We start from the raw sequence: 18,747 nt of genomic DNA on the forward strand, positions 1-18,747 counted from the left end.
CAGCGCTCACCAGGTCGGGATGATGGTGCCGTTGAAGCGCGTGTTGATGAAGTCCCGCACCTCGGCGGATCGGTACAGCTCGATGAAGCGCTTGATCGCCGGGTCCTCGGCGCGATCCTTGCGGACGGCCCAGACGAGGTGCCATTTCGACTGGTCGTCCTCCAGCACCAGGGCGGTCTTGGGGGTCAGGCCCGCCAGGACCGCGTAGTTCAGCGTGATGACCGAGGCATCCACATCGTCCAGCGAGCGGGGAAGCTGGGCGGCGTCCAACTCCACCAACTTGATCTTCTTCGGGTTGGACGCGATGTCGGCGATGGAGGTGTTCAGCCCCGCCCCGTCCTTCAGCCCGATCACCCCGGCCTTGGCCAGCAGGAACAGCGCGCGGGCGCCGTTGGTCGGGTCGTTGGGGATGGAGACGCTGGCCCCTTCCTTCAGGTCGGCCAGCGACTGCACCTTCTTCGCGTAGATGCCCATCGGCACGACGATGCTCTTGGCGACCGGCACGATGTCGTAGCCGCGCTGCTTGATCTGGTTGTCCAGGAAGGGCTGGTGCTGGAAGTTGTTGGCGTCGATGTCGCCGGACTGGAGGGCGGCGTTGGGCATGTTCCAGTCGGTGAACTCGATCACCTCCGCCTTCAGGCCCTCCCTGGCGGCGATCTTCGCCGTGTATTCCAGGATCTCGCCATAGGGGCCGGCGGACACGCCGAGCTTCAGGGCCGCGGCGCCGGCGCCGGTGGAGACGGTGAGCAGGGCGGCGGTGACAAGGGACGTCAGAAAGGCTTTCACGGAACAAGTCCTTTATGCGTGGTGTGGAATGGCTTGGTCGAGCGATGGAGGCGTGTGAAATGCAGCCGCGCGATCAGCGCCGCCGCACGCCGGAGCGCCGGGCCGCCAACTGTTTGGCGGCGCGCTCGGCCTGCCCGACGTTGCGGAAGGTCTTGCGGTCCAGGTCCTTGAAGGACCAGTCGGACACGAAGAAGGTGAAGCCGCCCTGGCCGGCGACGACGATGCCGGCGGACCGGCCCTGAACTTCAATGGCGTAGGCGTTGGAGGTGCTCATGACGGCGTTCTCCCTCGGCCCGCGGCGCTGCGGCGCGCGGGCTTCATGCGGATCGGATGCTGGACGGAACGGGTCGGCGCGCTGGGGTCAGCGGCGACACGAGGCGTTGCGCATTCGGCAACACAGGCCCATCGCAGTGCCGGTCCGATCGGCGGGGGAGGTGAGGGGCATCATGGTCATTCCGGTCACTCCTGTCAGAGTTCCACGACCGGTATCGTGGCGCTTTAGCGTTTGGTGACGCGGCGCAAGCTGGCGATCAAATTGCCGCGGGGCGCCCCCCTTGGGCGTCCGGGGATTTATCTACAATGTCGATGGGCATTCGGTCAAGGCGGAAAATGAGAGTTGATTTGTGAAAATGCGCATAGGACATTTTCATTATGTTGAATTTGCCGGCAGGTGAAGCGTGGGGGCACGGACGGCGATCGGCACCAACAAGGCCGCCCTGCACCGCACTTATGCCTCCTAAGACCGTGACGGCGGCGCGGAATGTGGTATATCCGGGCAGCGGTTCAGCCCGAGGAGAGTTCTTTGCCCGCCGATACCCGTGCTCTTGGCGCGCCGGCGCCCAGCACGCCGGCCGATGCGTCGTCGAACGTGTCGGCCAGTCAGCCGCTGGTTCTGGCCCTGCCCAAGGGACGCATCCTGAAGGAGCTGCGCCCGTTGCTCGCCCATGCCGGCATCGAGCCGGAAGCGGCGTTCGACGACGAGGACAGCCGGCTCCTGCGCTTTGCGACCAACATCCCGAATCTCAGCATCATCCGCGTCCGGTCCTTCGACGTGGCGACCTTCGTCGCGTTCGGCGCCGCCCATCTGGGCGTGGCCGGCAACGACGTGCTGATGGAATTCGACTATCCGGAAATCTACGCGCCGCTCGACCTCGGCATCGGAAAGTGCCGCCTGTCGGTCGCCGAGCCGGTCGAACTGGGGGAGAGCGACGATCCGTCGCGTTGGAGCCACGTGCGGGTCGCGACCAAATACCCGGAGGTCACCAGGAAGCATTTCGCGGCGCGCGGGGTGCAGGCGGAGTGCGTGAAACTGAACGGCGCGATGGAACTTGCCCCGACCCTCGGCCTGTGCCGCCGCATCGTCGATCTGGTGTCCACCGGCTCGACGCTGAAGGCGAACGGGCTGGTGGAGATCGAGCACATCGCCGACGTCACCTCCCGCCTCATCGTCAACCGCGCCGCCTTCAAGACGCGGCCCGAGGAAATCTCCGGCTGGATCGACCGCTTCCGGGAGGCTGTGAATGCCCGTCAGGCTTGATGCCCAGGACCCCCGCTTCGCCGACGGTTTCGAGGGTCTGCTGCACGCCAAGCGCGAGGCCAGCGAGGACGTGCAGGTCCTGGTTGCCGGCGTCATCGACGACGTGCGCAAGCGCGGCGACGCGGCGCTGATCGACTACACCGCCCGCTGGGACCGCCAGACGCTGACCCCCGCCACCCTGCGCATCTCCCAGGAGGAGGTGGACGCGGCGGTCGGGCAGTGCGACGACGACCTGCTGCGCGCGCTCGACACAGCGGCCGAGCGCATCGAGAGCTTCCACCGCCTGCAGGTGCCGGAGACGACGGACTACCGCGACGCCCAGGGCGTGCGGCTGGGCGCCCGCTGGACGGCGGTCGGTGCCGCCGGCCTCTATGTGCCGGGCGGCACGGCGTCCTACCCCAGCTCCGTCCTGATGAACGCCCTGCCGGCCAAGGTCGCCGGGGTGGAGCGCATCGTCATGGTGGTGCCGACTCCGGACGGGGCGATCAACCCGCTGGTCCTGGCCGCCGCCAAGCGCTGCGGCATCACCGAGATCTACCGCATCGGCGGCGCCCAGGCGGTGGCCGCGCTGGCCTACGGCACGGCGACCATCGCCCCGGTGGACAAGATCGTCGGCCCCGGCAACGCCTTCGTCGCCGCCGCCAAGCGGCTGGTCTACGGCACCATCGGCATCGACAGCATCGCCGGCCCGTCGGAGATCCTGGTGGTCGCCGACAACCGGAACGATCCCGCCTGGATCGCCATGGACCTGCTGTCCCAGGCGGAGCACGACACCTCGGCCCAGTCGATCCTCATCACCGACGACCCGGCTTTCGCCGACGCGGTGGCGGCGGCGGTGGACCGGCATCTGGAGACTCTGCCGCGCGCCGCCATCGCCGGGGAAAGCTGGCGGGAACACGGCGCCATCATCGTGGTGCGCGACCTGCTGGCCGAGTCGCCGGCCCTGATCGACCGGCTGGCGCCGGAGCATCTGGAACTGGCGGTGGAGGACCCCGACGCTCTGGCAGCGAAGGTCCGCAACGCCGGGGCCATCTTCCTCGGCCGCTACACGCCGGAGGCCATCGGCGATTACGTCGCCGGCCCGAACCACGTCCTGCCGACGGCGCGCTCCGCGCGCTTCTCGTCCGGCCTGAACGTGCTGGATTTCATGAAGCGGACGACCTTCGTCGCCTGCGACGCGGACAGTGTGAAGGCGATCGGCCCGGCGGCGGTGACGCTGGCCCGGTCGGAGGGTCTGGACGCGCACGCGCTGTCGGTGGCGCTGCGCCTGCCGGGGGGAGGTCAGGGGTGAGCACCAAGGGCAACCGCCGCATCGTCCACGTGACGCTCGACGAGAAGACCGTGATCCGGCGCAAGCCGGAGGTGGAGCACGAGCGCGCGGTTGCCATCTTCGACCTGCTCGAAGACAACGAGTTCTGCCCCTGCGACCACGCCGATTGCGGCCCCTACCATCTGCATCTGTCGATCGAGGACAACCGGCTGGTCTTCGACGTGCGGCGCGACGACGACAGCGCGCTGGACAAGATCACCCTGCCGGTGACCGGCTTCCGGTCCATCGTCCGGGACTATTTCCTGATCTGCGAAAGCTACTATCAGGCGATCAAGCGCTCCACGCCCTCGCAGATCGAGGCGATCGACATGGGGCGCCGTGGCCTGCACAACGAAGGATCGGAGATGCTGCGCGAACGGCTGGCCGGAAAGGTCGAAATGGATCTCCAGACGGCGCGTCGGCTGTTCACGCTGATCTGCGTCCTCCACATCCGCGGCTGACGGGGTCGGGCGGCGCATGGCCCCGGTGCTGCAACCGCTCCCCGTGACGAGCGTGTTGTTCGCCTGCACCTACAACATGATCCGCTCCCCGATGGCGGCGGCGATCATGCGGCATTTCCACGGCACGCGCGTCTATGTCGATTCGGTCGGCGTGCGCGAGGGCGACGAGGTCGATCCCTTCGCCGTGGCGGTGATGGAGGAGATGGGCATCGACCTGTCCCGCCACCGCTGCCGCAGCTTCGAGGATCTGGAGGACACGAATTTCGATCTGATCGTGTCGCTGTCGCCGGAGGCGCAGCACCGCGCCATCGAGATGACCCGCACGATGGCCTGCGAGGTGGAGTTCTGGAACACCTTCGACCCCACCCTTGTGGACGGCAACCGCGAGGCGATGCTGGACGCCTACCGCAAGGTGCGGGACGGGCTGCTGGGCAGGGTCAAGGAGCGGTTTCCTCTGTCCCGCGGTCCGACGGTGTGATCGTCCGCCAGTTCGGCGACGGGATTTTGTGAAGTCCTTTTTCAAGGATGGGTTGAGGTGGTATTGAGATGAATCATCGAATGACGTGCGCACCTCCGCCTAGTCTCTAGAGGTCCTTGAGAGGTTCTTCGCGTGATGCTCGCCGGTTTACCGTCCCGCCTGTTTCGTGTCACCGGCCTGCGGAGTCTCCGTCTGCGTCTGATGGGCGTCGTTCTGGCGTCCCTGGCCCTGCCGCTGGCCGGGGCACTGTATTTCTTCGACCAGCAGCTCGACCAGCGCCTGAGCAGCGCCCGGGAACTGGCCCGGCACCTGACCGAGGACGGGGTGGAGCGCCAGCGCGACCTGATCGGCGAGGCGCGGAACCTGCTGAGCGTTCTGGCCCTGGTGCCGGCGATCCGCGATGCCGACCACAGCAGCACCGACTCGTGCGTCGCCACGCTGGCGCCGATGCCGCGGCAGCACCGCTGGACCACCGGCGTGTGGGTGACCGACCCGAACGGCCTGATCATCTGCGACACGACCGGCCCCGGTTCCGGCATCAGCCTGCGCGAGCGCGAGTATTTCCAGCGGGCGCTGGACACCAAATCCTTCGTGCTGAGCGACGTGGTGATCGGCAAGCGGTCGGGAAAGCCGCTGATCCTGGCCGTGCAGCCGGTGCTGGCGAACGGTGAGGTCGAGCGGGTTCTGGGGGTGGCGATCGATCTCGCCTGGCTGACCGATCTGGTGAAGGTGACGAAGCAGGACGACGCGCGCATCCTGGTGCTCGACCGCCGCGGGGTCCTGATCGCGCGCCAGCCCGATCCAGAAGGCTGGGTCGGGCGCAGTCTGGGGGATTTCCCATACATCAAGCGCATGCTGGCCGAGGGCAGCGGCGTGTTCGAAAGCGAAAGCGCCGACGGGCGCACCCGCATCTGGGCTTTCCGCCATTCTCCGGAAACCGATACCGTCTTCGCAGTGGGCATGCCGACCGGACCGATCGTGGCGGATGCGCAGCGCGACCTGTTGCGCGGGCTGGTCCTGCTCGGCATCGCCGGGCTGTTCAGCGTGGCGGCGCTCTGGTCGCTGCTTCATGCCTCGGTCCTGCGCTGGATGCGCGTTCTCAGCCAAGCGGCGACCCGGATCGGCGCCGGCGACGTCGGGACCATGGTGGAGGCTCGCGGCGCTCCCGACGAGATCCGGCTGGTGGCCAACGCCTTCAACGACATGTCGGGCCGGCTGAAGCGGCGTGAGCAGGAACTGCGCGCCGCCATGGAGGAGGCCCGCGCCGGCAGCCGCGCCAAGGAGGACTTCCTGGCGACCATGAGCCACGAGATCCGCACGCCGATGAATGGTGTGATCGGATTTGCCGACATGCTGATGGAGACGCCGTTGACGGCGGAGCAGCGGCGCTACGCCTCCCAGGTGCGGGACGCCGGGCGCTCCCTGCTGACGGTCATCAACGACGTTCTGGACCTGTCGAAGCTGGAGGCGGGCAAGCTGGATCTGGTCTGCGTGCCGTTCCGGCTGGACGATCTGGCCGACCGCTGCCAGGCCATCGTGCGGCTGACCGCCGAGCAGAAGGGTCTGGAGATGCACACGTCCGTCTCAGCGGCGGCGCGCGGCTATGTGCTGGGCGACCCCGACCGTGTGCGCCAGATCCTGCTGAATCTGCTGGGCAATGCGGTGAAATTCACCGACACGGGCAGCATCCGCCTGACCGTCAAGGCCATGGGCGACGAGTCCGGCCCCCGCCGCTACACCTTCACCGTCAGCGACACCGGCATCGGCGTGCCCGAAGACCGCCAGCGCGAGTTGTTCCAGCGCTTCAGCCAGTTGGAGCGCGGGCGCGGCGGCACGGGGCTGGGATTGGCCATCTGCCGCCGTCTGGTGGAACTGATGGGCGGCGAGATCGGTGTGGAAAGCCGTCCCGGAGTCGGCAGCACCTTCTGGTTCAGCCTGCCGCTGAAACCGGCCAGCGCCCCGGAGCGGGACGACCACGACGGTGGCGCCCTGCATCAGCACGAACCGTCCAGCCGCGGCGCACGAATCCTGTTGGCCGAGGATCTGGCGATGAACCGCGATCTGGTCATCGCCATGCTGGCCCGGGCCGGGCACCATGTGGACGCGGTGCCCGACGGCGCCGCCGCCGTGGCCGCGGTGCAGGAGCGCGCCTACGACCTCGTGCTGATGGACGTGCAGATGCCGGTGATGGACGGGCTGGAGGCGACGCGGCGCATCCGGGCGCTTCCCGGCCCGCTGGGCCGCATCCCGATCCTGGCCCTGTCGGCGGGCGTGCTGGCCGTGGAGGTGGAGCGTTGCCGGCAGGCCGGCATGGACGACCATCTGGCCAAGCCCCTGGAAAAAAGCCGCCTTCTGGCCGCCGTCGACCATTGGAACGGCGAGGGGCGGCGGACGGCGGTTGATCCTGGCCCCTTCCGCATGGCCGACACGCCGGGCAATTGAGGCCCGCCGCCATGATCCGGTCAATGATTAAGAAAAATTAAGGCTTTTGTGCTAAAGCTGCGGTGAAGGGTTCCGCCAGAGCGGTTCCGGTTTGACGGTTCCGGTGTTCCATGAAGGTCGCGCTGCCTCCACTCGCCCCGATTCCCGAGCGCAAGCCGGACGTCCCCGCGTTACCATCCTCGGCTGGCGCCGCGTCGGGCGGGTCGTTCCAAAGCGCGCTGGCGGAGGTCCAGCCGGTTCCGCGCGGGCGGCTGGCCAACGGACAGAAGGTTCCGCCCCTGCCGACGACGAAGCCGGAGGCACCGATCCAGCTTGCCGATGGGACCCGTGTGCCGTTTCCCACCCGCAAGCCCGACGCCGCCACGGTCTCCGCCCAGCAGCCGACGGCCATCAGCACCGCCTTGGCCGGCAACCCCGCCGCCGGGCAGGTGATTCTGGCGGCCCAGCAGGTCGCCGGCCTGTCGGGCCACAGCTTTACCGCCATCCTCGCCCAGGCGACCCAGGAAAGCGGCCTGGACCCGGCGGCCCGCAACCGCTCCAGCTCCGCCGCCGGTCCGTTCCAGTTCCTGGAGCGGACGTGGTTGGACCTGTTCCGCCGCCATGGCGCCGCCTACGGCCAGGGGGAACTGGCGAGCGCGATCCAGAGCCGCAACGGCATCCCCTCGGTCAAGGACCCGGCGGTGCGCCGCCAAATCCTGGCGCTGCGCCACGATGTCGACCTGTCCGCCGGCATGGCCGCGCGCTACCTGTCCGAGGGGCGCGACCGGCTGGAGGAGCGGCTGAAGCGCCCGGTGTCGGAGACCGAGAGCCGCATCGCCTATGTGCTGGGGGTGGGCGGGGCCGCCAAGTTGCTCCGCGCCGCCGAGTCGTCGCCCAGGGCGGCCGCCGCGGAGCTTCTGCCCGCCGCGGCGCGGAGCAACCGTGGCCTGTTCTACGACCGCGCCTCGGGCCGGGAACTCACCGCGTCGGAGACCGTCGCGCGGCTGACGCGGCGCATGGACACTGACCAGAAGGAGATGTTCGAGCGCATCGCGCAGGCCGCGGAACCCCGTGTCCGGCTTGACGGCGGCCCGTCGCCGCTCAGTTCTTTCCAGTCGGCGGCGCTCGGCGGCACCGCGGGCATGGACGCGGACGGCGCGTCGGAGTATGAAAACGGCGACGGAAACCCGTTCGGCTGAACCGCCGGCTGTTTCCGTCCCATCTGGAAGGCTTTGGCCAACCCCCACGCCGGAGGCTCACCGCCCCCGGTGGAATCCCCCTTGACCGGGCGGCTTCGGGAGGTCAGTTATTGCCTCGAAACTGTTACGGACTTAAGGGGCTATGGCTAAGGAAGATCTGATCGAGTTCTCCGGAACCGTCGTCGAGCTGCTGCCGAACGCGATGTTCCGTGTGAAGCTCGACAACGAGCATGAAGTGCTGGCGCACACCTCCGGCAAGATGCGCAAGAACCGCATCCGCGTGCTGGCCGGTGACCGCGTCAACGTCGAGATGACGCCCTACGACCTGACCAAGGGCCGGATCACGTTCCGGTTCAAGTGATTGAACCGGTTTCCCGCGTTGAACCGGTTTCCACCGTCGGCCATTCTCCCCGCGTTATGAGCACCGAAACCACCCACCGGCTCGTGCTGGCGTCCGCCTCGCCCCGCCGGCTCGACCTGTTGCGCCAGATCGGCGTGGTGCCCGACGCGGTCGACCCCGCAGACATCGACGAGTCGCCCCTGCCGCGGGAGCTTCCGCCCCAGCACGCGCTGCGTCTGGCCGGCGAGAAGGCCGCAGCCGTGGCCGCGCGCCATCCCGGCGCCTTCGTGCTGGCGGCCGACACGGTGGTCGCCTGCGGCCGCCGCATCCTGCCCAAGGCGGAGGAGGAGAAACAGGCCCGCGCCTGCCTCGGCCTGCTGTCCGGGCGGCGGCACCGGGTGTTCGGCGGGGTCGTGCTTCTGTCGCCCACCGGCGAAGGCGAGGCCTTGCGCCGGTCGGATCGGCTGGTGCGCACCGACGTGACCTTCAAGTCGCTGTCCCACGAGGAGACCGAGTCCTACATCGCCTGCGGCGAATGGCAGGGCAAGGCCGGCGGCTACGCGATCCAGGGCCGGGCGGCGGCCCATGTCCGCTGGATCGGTGGCTCCTACAGCAACGTGGTCGGGCTGCCCCTGTTCGAGGTGGCGGCGCTGCTGCGCGGCGCGGGGTTCCCGCTGCCGTGAGCGGCCCGGCGGGCGGGAGCGGATCGGAGATCCTGATCGACCGCAACGGTCCGCTGACGCGGGCCGCCGTGCTCACCGGCGGGCGGCTGACCGACCTCTACATCGACCATGCCGAGCGTCCGTCCCTGCTGGGCCATGTGTTTCTCGGCCGGGTGGAGCGCATCGCGACGGGGCTGGATGGCGCCTTCGTCGATCTCGGCACCGGCAAGTCCGGCCTGCTCTCGGCGCTGGACGCCCGCGGGCCGCAGGGGCGTCCGAAGGCCAAGGGCGAGCGGATCGGCAACCTGCTGCGCACCGGCCAGACCGTGCTGGTGCAGGTGAAGACCGACGCCACCGGGGCCAAGGGGCCGTCCCTGACCATGGACATCACCCTGCCGGGCCGCTTCCTGGTGCACGCGCCGCTGGGCCGCGACGTGGCGGTGTCGAAGCGGCTGGGCAGCGGGCCGGAGCGCACCGAACTGGCCCGCCGCATCCAGGACATCGCCCCCGGCGCCGGCTGGATCGTTCGGGCGGGCGCCGCCACCGCCCCGGACGGACTGCTGGCCGCGGAGTCGGACGCGCTGCATCTGGCGTGGCGGTCGATCCGCGACGCGGCGGAGCGGGGCGGCGGACCCTCATTGCTGCTGACCGGCCCCGACGCGCCGCGCCGTGCGCTGATCGAGCATGGGGGGGGCGTTCCGTCACGGATCATCGTGGACGACGCGGCTCTGGCCCGCGACCTCGCCGACTGGTGCGCCGACCGCGCGCCGGACCTGGAGGGGCGGGTGGAGCCCTTCGACGCACGCCTGCTCGCCACGCCGTCCGACAGTCGGCAGCGGCTGTTCGACCTGCGCGATCTCGACGCTGAGATTGACACGCTGCTCGGCACGCGGGTGCCGCTGTCCGGAGGTGGGTCGCTGGTCATCGAGCGGACCGAGGCGATGACCGTCGTGGACGTCAACGCGGGGGAACGCGGCAACCCGCTGGATGTCAATCTGGAGGCGGCGGCGGAGATCGCCCGGCAACTGCGCCTGCGCAACGCCGGGGGGATCGTCGTCGTCGATTTCGTCAACATGCGCAACCGGGGCGACGCCGAACGGTTGCTGAACGCCCTGTCCCGCGCGGTGGAGGATGACCCGGCGCAGACCCAGGTCTATGGCCTGTCCAAGCTGGGTCTGGTGGAGATGACCCGCGCCCGGCGCGGCACGGCTCTGGCTGAATTGCTGGGTGCCGGCCGCAGGGCAGCGGCGGAGGATTGAGCGATGAACGACAACCAGAAGCCTTCTGAGAAAGCCTGCCCGATTTGTGGCCGCCCGGCGGCGGAGGAGACCAAGCCCTTCTGCTCCAAGCGCTGCGCCGACGTGGATTTGTCGCGCTGGCTGGGGGGCGTCTACCGCATCGAAAGCCCCGACCGTCCGGACGCCGAGGAGGCCGACGAGCGGGAGTGACGGGGCGGCGGATTTCTGCATTTTAGGGCTGGACAGGCCCGGCGAATTTGCCTACAAAGCGCGCCTCGACGCGCCGCGGTCTCCACCGCGGCCTCGGTGCCCAGGTAGCTCAGTTGGTAGAGCAGGGGACTGAAAATCCCCGTGTCGGCGGTTCGACTCCGTCCCTGGGCACCACTTCATTCCCTTACGGGATCGTGGTGTTTCGAACGCTCCGTCATTCGCGGGGCGTTTTTTGTTGTCCGCGTCGCTCCACCCGACCCGTTGACCGCGTGGAAGGGGTGGCGTTCCCGCCGCGGCGACCGTATCGTGCGTCGCGCAACGATCCGGCACGGATGGCGGGATGCTCGATCAGCGGACAAGCGCGTTTCTTGAGGAATTCCTGGCGAAGCCCGGCGGCGATCCCGAGCGGCTCGACCGCTTCCTGCTGCACGGTCCCTACCGCGGACGGCGCGGCGGCAAGCCGCGGCTGAAGCTGGCCTTCCACGACTTCTGGCCGGAGTTCGACTCCGGCACGAACTTCTTCATCGAGATTTTATCCAGCCGCTTCGACCTGTCGGTGGTCGAGGACGACAGCGACCTCGCCATCGTGTCGGTCTTCGGCGGGCGGCACCGCGAGGCGCGCAGCCGGCGCACCCTGTTCTTCACCGGGGAGAACGTCCGCCCGCCGCTGGACGGCTTCGACATGGCGGTGTCGTTCGACCGCGTCGACGACCCGCGCCATTACCGCCTGCCGCTCTACGTCATGCACGCCTACGAGCACATGCGGGAGGGGGCGGTGCCGTATTTCTGCTCGCCCGTCCTGCCGCCGTCGCCGCCGTCGCGGGCGGCCTTCGCGGAGCGCAACTTCTGCGCCTTCCTCTACAAGAACCCGAACGGGGAGCGTCGCAACCGCTTCTTCCCGGCGCTGGACGGGCGGCGGCGCGTCGATTCGGTGGGCTGGCACCTGAACAACACCGGCAGCGTCGTCAAGATGGGCTGGCTGGCGAAGATCCGCGTCTTCGAACGCTACCGCTTCGCCTTCGCCTTCGAGAACGCCAGCCATCCCGGCTATCTGACGGAGAAGATCCTCGACGTCTTCCAGGCCGGGGCGGTGCCGCTCTATTGGGGCGATCCCGACCTGGAGCGGGAGGTGGCGGCCGGCAGTTTCATCGACGTGTCGCGCTTCGCCACGGACGAGGAGGCGGTGGAGCACATCCTGGCGGTGGACAACGATTACGACGCCTATTGCGCCCACCGCGCCGTGGCGCCCTTCCTGGGGACGGAGGAGTTCCATTTCGACGCCTACCGCCTCGCTGACTGGATTGAAAGCCGGCTGTGAGGGCCGGAGGGGAGGCGGAATGGCGCGGGTGCTTCTGAATTACGCGGACGGAGCCTTTCTGGCGGCGCAGAAGCGCAACGCGCGGAGCGGGATGGAAATCGGCGGCTTCGACTCTGTGGCCATGCTGGGCCGCGGGCACATCGACCCGGCCTTCGTCGAGCGCAACCGCTTCATCCTCGACCAGCCGCGCGGCGCGGGCTATTGGCTGTGGAAGCCCTGGGCCATCTGGACCCTGCTGCGCGACCATCTGAAGGACGGCGACGTGCTGTTCTACTGCGACAGCGGCGCCCATTTCGTGCACCGCGCCGACCCGGTGATCGACCTCTGCCGGGAGCGGCGCGACCTGCCCATCCTGCTGTTCACGCTGCAGGACGCGTTCAAGAACCGCGGCTGGACCAAGCGGGACTGCTTCCATTTCATGCGGCTGGACCGGCCCGAATACACCGACGCCACCCAGATCCTGGCGAGTTTCATCGTCTGCGAGCGGACGCCGGAAACCATCGCCTTCGTCTCCGAATGGCTGCGCTTCGCCCAGGACGAGCGCATCCTCACCGACGCGCCGAACGAGTGCGGCAAGCCCGACTACCCGGAATTCCGCGACCACCGGCACGACCAGAGCATCCTCAGCCTGTTGGCCCGCCGCCGCGGGGTGAGCACGATCCCCGACATCTCGCAATGGGGCGACGACCGCCGCCCGCCGGAGATTCCGCGCATCCTGCTGCACACCCGCCAGCGGGATTGAGGGGGAGCCCATGGACCTTTCCGAAACCGCCGAACGGGCCGCCGCTCTGCACCGGCAGGCCGTCGTCGCCCAGCGCGAAGGCCGCGTCCGCGAGGCCGTGGCGCTGTTCCAGCAGGCGCTGGCGCTGTGCCGGGACGTGGACATCTATCTGGATTTCGGCGGCCTGCTGGCCGGCCTGTCGCAATGGGGGCCGGCGGGGGCGGTGTACGCCGCGGCGCTGAAGCTGGCGCCCGACTCCCCCGACGCCCATTACGGGGTGGCGCTGGCTCTTCACGCCCAGGGGCGTCCGGTGGAGGCCGAGCCGCATTACCGCGCCGTCCTGGTGGCCTGCCCCGGTCTGGGCGAGGTGTGGAACAATCTGGGCGTGGCGCTTCAGGAGCAGGGCCAACCCGGCGCGGCGGAGGCGGCCTACCGTGAGGCCCTGCGCCACCGGCCGGAGGACGCCGGTACCTGGAAGAATCTGGCGGTCGCGTTGGACGCTCTGGGCCGGACCGGCGAGGCCGAAACCGCCTACCGCGCGGCGCTGTCGCGCAATCCGGAGCACGCGGTGTCCCTGAACAATCTCGGCGTTCTCGCCCTGGCCGCCGGGCGCCGGGACGAGGCGTCGCGGATCGGCCGCCGCATGGCGGCGCTGAATCCGGCGGACCGGCATGGTTGGATGCTGCTGGGCAACGCCGCCCACGCGGCGGGTCGCTGGGCCGAGGCGGTATGGATGAACGCGGTGGCGGTGCGGCTGGTGCCCGACGATCCCGCCCTGCGCCACAACCTCGCCAACGCGCTCGCCGCCGCCGGCCGGCGGGAGGCGGCGGTGGCGGAGTACCGGACGGTTCTTCAACTCCAGCCCGACTTCCCGGAGGCGGCGGTCAATCTGGCGGCGGAGCTGCGCGGCCTGCACGACACGGTGGGTGCCCTGGCGGTGCTGCGCGGCGCGATCGGACGGCGTCCGGACCATGGCGTGGCGTGGCGGATTCTCGGCCAGACGCTGACCGGCGCCTTGCGGCCGGACGCCGGGCTCGACGCGCTGCGCCGGGCGGTGGCGCTCGACCCCGGCGAATCGGCGGGCTGGGAGGATCTGGCCGCCGCCGCGACGCTGGCGGACCGGATCGCGCCGTCCATCGAGGCCCTCCGCCGCGTCCGCCGGCTCTCCCCCGCCTACAACCCGGCGCTGGCGCAGCTGGTGCAGCAGCAGAGGCACGCCTGCGACTGGCGCGACCTGCCGGCGCTGGAACGCGACCTGATCGGACGGATGCGCGCCGGGGCGCTGGGTGTGCCGCCCTTCGGCCTGCTGGCGGTGGACACGACCCCGGCGGACCAGCGGGCGGCGTCGGAGCGCTGGGCGCGGCAGAAGGCGCGCGGCGTGCCGACGGTGGCCCGGCCTGCCGTCCCTGCCGGCGGGCGCCTGCGCATCGGCTACCTCTCCGCCGATTTCCATGAGCACGCCACCGCCTATCTGATGGCGGAGCTTCTGGAGCGGCACGACCGGACGCGCTTCGCCGTCGCCGCCTATTCCACCGGCATCGACGACGGCAGCCCGATGCGCCGCCGACTGACCACGGCGGTCGAGCGCTTCGTGGATCTGCGCGACCGCTCCGACCGCGACGCCGCGCAAGCCATCGCCGCCGACGGCATCGACATCCTGGTGGACCTGAAGGGCTACACGGCCTTCGCCCGCACGGCGATCCTGGCGGCGCGTCCCGCCCCGGTGCAGGTGAACTGGCTGGGCTATCCCGGCACCATGGGGGCGGACTTCATCGACGTGATCCTGGCCGACGCGGTGACCATCCCGCCGGGCGAGGAGGGCTTCTACAGCGAGGCGGTGGTTCGGCTTCCCCACTGCTACCAGCCCAACGATCGCCACCGCGCCATCGCGGAGCGCACCCCGTCGCGCGCCGATTGCGGGTTGCCGAAGGACGGCTTCGTCTTCTGCTGCTTCAACAGCCCCTACAAGCTGACGCCCGCTGTGTTCGACGTCTGGGCGCGGCTGCTCCACGCCGTGCCGGGGAGCGTGCTGTGGCTCTACGCCGGCAACCCGCTGGTGGCCGGCAACCTGCGGCGCGAGGCGGCGGCCCGCGGGGTGGCGCCGGAACGTCTCGTCTTCGCGCCTCCGCGCGCCCTGGCGGAGCATCTGGCGCGGCACCGGCTGGCCGACCTGTTCCTCGACACGCTGCCCTACAACGCCCACACCACGGCCAGCGACGCTCTGTGGACCGGGCTTCCGGTGGTGACCTGCCGTGGCGCCACCTTTGCCGGGCGGGTGGCGGCCAGTCTTCTGCAAACCGTGGGACTGCCGGAACTGGTGACGGACACGCCGGCGGCCTACGAGGCGCTGGCCCTGGACCTCGCCCGCGATCGGGCACGGCTGGCCGGGCTGAAGGCGCAGCTGGCGGCGGCGCGAACGGCCAGCCCGCTGTTCGACGGCGACCGCTTCGCCCGCGATCTGGAGGACGCCTACCGGACCATCTGGCAACGATTCGGACCCGCAGGAGACAGGCCATGACGATCACGGACCGGCGGCTTCACATCGTCGTGCCCTACCGCGACCGCGCGGCGCATCTGCGGGACTTCGTGCCGCGGGTCGGCGCTTACTTCGCAACGCTCCCCGATCCCATCGACTACAGCGTCACCATCGTGGAGCAGGAGGCCGGGCTGCCCTTCAACCGGGGCGCCATCAAGAATGTCGGCTTCCTGCTGGGCGAGGCGGAGAGCGGCTACACCTGCCTGCACGACATCGACTATCTGCCCGTGGACGCCGATTACTCCTGGGTCGACCGGCCGACCCCCATCCTGTCCTTCGGGGCCGAGCAGCGGCCGGTGGCGCCGGGCCGCTCGGACCAGACGGTGACCACCGACCTGGACAGCACGATGGGCGGCGTCCTGCTGATGCCGAACGACGTGTTCCGGCGGATCGATGGCTATTCCAACGCCTATTGGGGCTGGGGCTACGAGGATTTCGACCTGTCGCTGCGCATCCGCTCGCGCCGCATTCCGACTGCGCGGCGGCCCGGCCGGTTCGCGCCGCTGGACCACGACAACGAGGGCTTCAACCCCGACGCCTCGGCCTCGCCCATCTCGCGGGTCAACAAGCGGGTCTTCCAGGCGAATTGGGCCGGCGGAACGATCCCGGAGGAGGACGGCCTGTCCAGCCTGTCCTTCGACATCCTCGACCGCCGCCCCTGCGATGGCACCCATCCCGGCGCCGAGGGGCGGTGGCAGATCGTGCGCGTCCGCCTGACCATGGCGCCGCTGCCCGGCCAGCTGGCGGCCTTCAAGGCACGCTGAGGCTGTTACCTTTAAGGGACGCCGGCGCATCTGCGGGAAGACACCGGCACGTTCCAATGCGTATAGTGCGCCGCTTTCGGCGGCTCTTGGCCCGCAGGACGAACACCCGCGAAACGACGAAGCGGAATGGACATGACCAGCCACGAAGACGTCTTCGACGCGCCGGAGACGCGGCAGCCGACCATCCTGGCGGTGTACAACCAGAAGGGCGGCGTCGGCAAGACGACCACCTCCGTCAACCTCGCCCTGGCGCTGGCCGCGCTGGGCAAGAGCGTCGTCCTGATCGACTTCGACCCGCAGAGCAGCGCCACCAGCAACTTCCTGCTGCGGGAGAAGGCGCGCGTCGGCATCAACGACCTGCTGAGCCAGGACACCTTCGTCGAGGACGCCATCACCCCGACCAGCTTCGACGGGCTGTCGATGATCGTCGGGGCGCGGAAGCTCTATTCGCTGGAACACGCGCTGGACGCCCGCGGCGGCTCGCAGCGCGGCCTGCGCAAGGCGCTGCACTTCTCGCGCAACCCGCCGGATTACGTGGTGATCGACTGCCCGCCGGCGCTCGGCCATCTGGCGGCGGGCGCGCTGGCGGCGTCGGACCGGCTGGTGCTTCCCGTCTTCCCGGGGCGCTACGCGCTGGACGGGCTGAAGCGCACCCTGTCGGTGGTCGAGCACATCCAGAAGGGCATGAACCCCAACCTGTCGGTGGCCGGCATCCTGATGCTGTCGATCACCAACGATGAGGTCGGGCGCGAATCGCTGACCCTGCTGCGTTCCGAATTCCCGGAGCTGATGTTCCGCACGGCGATCCCCTATGACGTGGACGTGGTCAAGGCGACCTACCGCCGGATGCCCGCCGCGATCTTCAGCCCGGAGGGGCGGACGACCACCCGCTTCCTGGCGCTGGGCTGGGAGATCGTTCACGGCCGCGGCTCCTCCCCGACCGATGAGCAGCTGAAGCCGGCGCAGGACCGCATTCGCGCGTGGCACGCCGACACCGACTCCTCCTACMCCGCCCGCCGCGCGGCGGCGCCCGACGAGGGCGACGAGTCCACGGGCGGCGGCAACGGGCGCGGCGCGGGAGCGGAGGCGCCCAAAGGCGGCGGCGGCCGGGCGCTGGTCGCGGCGGCGGTCGGGCTGATCGTCGGATTCGCTCTTGGCGCGCTGTTCGGCCAGCCGCTTCTGGGCGGTGTGCTGGCCGGCCTGGGGGGGTGATCTCTCGGCGGGTAGGCTACAGCACTGCCTTGCGGGCGGAGAGCAGGATGCTGGTCTCGGTGGAGGCGATGCCGGCAATCTGCCGGACGCGGCGCAGCGTGTCGTCGAAGGCCTCCAGCGACTCCGTTTCGATTTCAGCGACGACGTCCCAGCGCCCGTTGGTCGTGTAGACCGTCCGCACCTCCGGAAAGCCGTGCAGGCGGGCGATGACCGTCTCGGCGGCGCGACCCTCGACCTCGATCATCGTGATGGCCCGGACCATGGCGGGCCGCAAATCCTTGCGCAGCAGCACCGTGAAGCCGGCAATCACCCCGCTCTCGACCAGACGGTCGATGCGGGCGCGCACGGTCGCGCGCGACACCTTCAGCGCGGCGGCGAGGCCGGCGACGGGCTGGCGCGCGTCGGCGCGCAGCAGGCCCAGCAAGCGGTGGTCCAGGTCGTCCATGCCGGAATGATAAATTGGACTTGCCAAACTGTCAAAAACGCCGCCGTTTGTTGGCACTTTTCCGTCTTTCTGTCGCCTCTCCCGCCCCCGATAGTCATGGGAGGGCGTTTCGAACAGGGAGAGGGACGGCATGGCGTCGCAGGGGTCGGAGGATCGGAACGATCAGCGCTTCGTGGAGATCATCGGCGTTCCCATCGAGGCGGGGGCCGGCCATCCCGGCGCCCTGATGGGGCCGGCGTCGCTGCGCACGGCCGGGCTGGTCCGCGCCCTGCGCGAGCTTGGGCACGAGGTCCGCGATCTTGGCGACCTGACCCCCGACCCCTGGGCGGCGGGCGACGCCGCCACGGCCCGTCTGGCGGAGATCACCGCTTGGTCGCGGGCTCTGGCCGACCGCTCCTACGCCATGATGCAGGGCGGTGGCGTGCCGGTGTTCCTGGGCGGCGACCACAGCCTGTCCATGGGCTCGGTCACCGGGGTGGCCCGCCATTGCCGCGAGGCCGGCAAGCCGCTGTTCGTCCTGTGGCTCGACGCCCACGGCGACTTCAACACCCCCCACACCTCGCCGTCCGGCAACATGCACGGGATGCCGGTGGCCCTGCTGTGCGGGGAGGACGGCTTCGACGACGTGTTCCCGCCGGAGCAGCGGGCCACCGTGAACCCGGCCCATGTGCATCTGTTCGGCATCCGCTCCCTCGACCCCGGCGAGCGGCGCCTGCTGCGCGCCCGCGGGGTGGACGTGGTGGACATGCGGCTGATCGACGAGCACGGCGTCGGCGTCCACATGCGCCGCATCATCGAGCGGGTGCGGCAGGCCGGCGGCCACCTGCATGTCAGCCTGGACGTCGATTTCCTCGACCCCGCCATCGCGCCCGCGGTGGGCACGGCGGTGCTGGGCGGAGCGACCTACCGCGAGGCGCACCTGATCATGGAGATGCTGCACGACGCGGGCGTCGTCGGCTCGCTGGACGTGGTGGAGCTGAACCCGTTCCTCGACGAGCGGGGCAAGAGCGCCTTGCTGCTGGTCGATCTGGTGGCGAGCCTGTTCGGGCGCCGCATCATCGACCCCGCTGTCACCCAGTCGCAGATCGGCGGCCAAGCCGTCTGACGTTC

19 protein-coding genes and 1 tRNA gene are annotated in these 18,747 nt (G+C 69.7%); 17 read left to right on the forward strand and 3 right to left on the reverse strand.

Features of this window, described 5'->3' with window-relative positions; translation table 11 throughout:
• Positions 1-6: 6 nt before the first annotated feature.
• A complete protein-coding gene (locus tag AC1DVI_RS13855) occupies positions 7-786 on the reverse strand; it encodes a MetQ/NlpA family ABC transporter substrate-binding protein (protein ID WP_476958459.1) in 780 nt (259 codons plus the stop codon).
• Between the two features lie 73 nt (positions 787-859).
• Positions 860-1,060 (reverse strand): hypothetical protein, encoded by a 201-nt coding sequence (locus AC1DVI_RS13860; protein WP_014198188.1) that lies wholly within the window; start codon positions 1,058-1,060, stop codon positions 860-862.
• A gap of 528 nt (positions 1,061-1,588) precedes the next feature.
• Here AC1DVI_RS13860 and hisG point away from each other — a divergent pair.
• The 16 genes from hisG to AC1DVI_RS13940 all read left to right on the forward strand — a co-directional run bounded on the left by hisG (position 1,589) and on the right by AC1DVI_RS13940 (position 17,192).
• Entirely contained in the window at positions 1,589-2,323 is a 735-nt protein-coding gene (gene hisG / locus AC1DVI_RS13865) for an ATP phosphoribosyltransferase (protein WP_476958460.1), read from the forward strand.
• Positions 2,307-3,614: a histidinol dehydrogenase gene (gene hisD, locus AC1DVI_RS13870; RefSeq protein ID WP_476958461.1), complete on the forward strand. Its 1,308-nt coding sequence runs from the start codon at positions 2,307-2,309 to the stop codon at positions 3,612-3,614. Before hisG ends, hisD begins: the two co-directional genes overlap by 17 nt.
• The gene (locus AC1DVI_RS13875) at positions 3,611-4,093 is read left to right on the forward strand and encodes a UPF0262 family protein (RefSeq protein ID WP_109070988.1); all 483 of its coding nucleotides are present in this window, start codon (positions 3,611-3,613) and stop codon (positions 4,091-4,093) included. The genes hisD and AC1DVI_RS13875 overlap by 4 nt, the downstream gene beginning before the upstream one ends.
• A 16-nt stretch (positions 4,094-4,109) precedes the next feature.
• Positions 4,110-4,571 carry an arsenate-mycothiol transferase ArsC gene (locus AC1DVI_RS13880; RefSeq protein WP_476958462.1) on the forward strand — a complete coding sequence of 154 codons (462 nt, stop codon included), beginning with the start codon at positions 4,110-4,112 and terminating at the stop codon, positions 4,569-4,571.
• Positions 4,572-4,706: 135 nt separating this feature from the next.
• The gene (locus AC1DVI_RS13885) at positions 4,707-7,013 is read left to right on the forward strand and encodes a hybrid sensor histidine kinase/response regulator (protein ID WP_476958463.1); all 2,307 of its coding nucleotides are present in this window, start codon (positions 4,707-4,709) and stop codon (positions 7,011-7,013) included.
• Positions 7,014-7,123: 110 nt separating this feature from the next.
• On the forward strand, positions 7,124-8,191 hold the full coding sequence (locus AC1DVI_RS13890) for a lysozyme family protein (RefSeq protein ID WP_476958464.1): 1,068 nt from the start codon (positions 7,124-7,126) through the stop codon (positions 8,189-8,191).
• 142 nt (positions 8,192-8,333) lie between these two features.
• Complete coding sequence (gene infA / locus AC1DVI_RS13895; RefSeq protein ID WP_014198195.1) at positions 8,334-8,552, forward strand: translation initiation factor IF-1; 219 nt, start codon at positions 8,334-8,336, stop codon at positions 8,550-8,552.
• A 56-nt stretch (positions 8,553-8,608) separates the two neighbouring features.
• Entirely contained in the window at positions 8,609-9,214 is a 606-nt protein-coding gene (locus AC1DVI_RS13900) for a Maf family protein (protein WP_476958465.1), read from the forward strand.
• Positions 9,211-10,452: a ribonuclease E/G gene (locus tag AC1DVI_RS13905; RefSeq protein WP_476958466.1), complete on the forward strand. Its 1,242-nt coding sequence runs from the start codon at positions 9,211-9,213 to the stop codon at positions 10,450-10,452. Before AC1DVI_RS13900 ends, AC1DVI_RS13905 begins: the two co-directional genes overlap by 4 nt.
• Positions 10,453-10,455: 3 nt before the next feature.
• The gene (gene yacG, locus AC1DVI_RS13910; RefSeq protein ID WP_454017151.1) at positions 10,456-10,641 is read left to right on the forward strand and encodes a DNA gyrase inhibitor YacG; all 186 of its coding nucleotides are present in this window, start codon (positions 10,456-10,458) and stop codon (positions 10,639-10,641) included.
• A gap of 98 nt (positions 10,642-10,739) precedes the next feature.
• A tRNA-Phe gene (locus AC1DVI_RS13915) sits at positions 10,740-10,815 on the forward strand.
• A gap of 166 nt (positions 10,816-10,981) precedes the next feature.
• The gene (locus AC1DVI_RS13920) at positions 10,982-11,959 is read left to right on the forward strand and encodes a glycosyltransferase family 10 domain-containing protein (protein WP_476958467.1); all 978 of its coding nucleotides are present in this window, start codon (positions 10,982-10,984) and stop codon (positions 11,957-11,959) included.
• 19 nt (positions 11,960-11,978) lie between these two features.
• Entirely contained in the window at positions 11,979-12,701 is a 723-nt protein-coding gene (locus tag AC1DVI_RS13925) for a hypothetical protein (protein ID WP_476958468.1), read from the forward strand.
• A gap of 10 nt (positions 12,702-12,711) precedes the next feature.
• The gene (locus AC1DVI_RS13930; protein ID WP_476958469.1) at positions 12,712-15,198 is read left to right on the forward strand and encodes a tetratricopeptide repeat protein; all 2,487 of its coding nucleotides are present in this window, start codon (positions 12,712-12,714) and stop codon (positions 15,196-15,198) included.
• On the forward strand, positions 15,195-15,980 hold the full coding sequence (locus AC1DVI_RS13935) for a galactosyltransferase-related protein (protein WP_476958470.1): 786 nt from the start codon (positions 15,195-15,197) through the stop codon (positions 15,978-15,980). Before AC1DVI_RS13930 ends, AC1DVI_RS13935 begins: the two co-directional genes overlap by 4 nt.
• 132 nt (positions 15,981-16,112) lie before the next feature.
• The gene (locus AC1DVI_RS13940; protein WP_476958471.1) at positions 16,113-17,192 is read left to right on the forward strand and encodes a ParA family protein; all 1,080 of its coding nucleotides are present in this window, start codon (positions 16,113-16,115) and stop codon (positions 17,190-17,192) included.
• A 16-nt stretch (positions 17,193-17,208) separates the two neighbouring features.
• Here AC1DVI_RS13940 and AC1DVI_RS13945 read toward each other — a convergent pair whose 3' ends face one another.
• A complete protein-coding gene (locus tag AC1DVI_RS13945; RefSeq protein WP_014198205.1) occupies positions 17,209-17,637 on the reverse strand; it encodes an Lrp/AsnC family transcriptional regulator in 429 nt (142 codons plus the stop codon).
• 130 nt (positions 17,638-17,767) lie between these two features.
• On the opposite strand from AC1DVI_RS13945, the gene rocF reads away from it, so the two are divergent.
• Positions 17,768-18,742 carry an arginase gene (rocF, locus tag AC1DVI_RS13950; RefSeq protein ID WP_476958472.1) on the forward strand — a complete coding sequence of 325 codons (975 nt, stop codon included), beginning with the start codon at positions 17,768-17,770 and terminating at the stop codon, positions 18,740-18,742.
• Positions 18,743-18,747: the final 5 nt, after the last annotated feature.

It is taken from the genome of Azospirillum sp. P4_B5 (genome assembly GCF_056402275.1).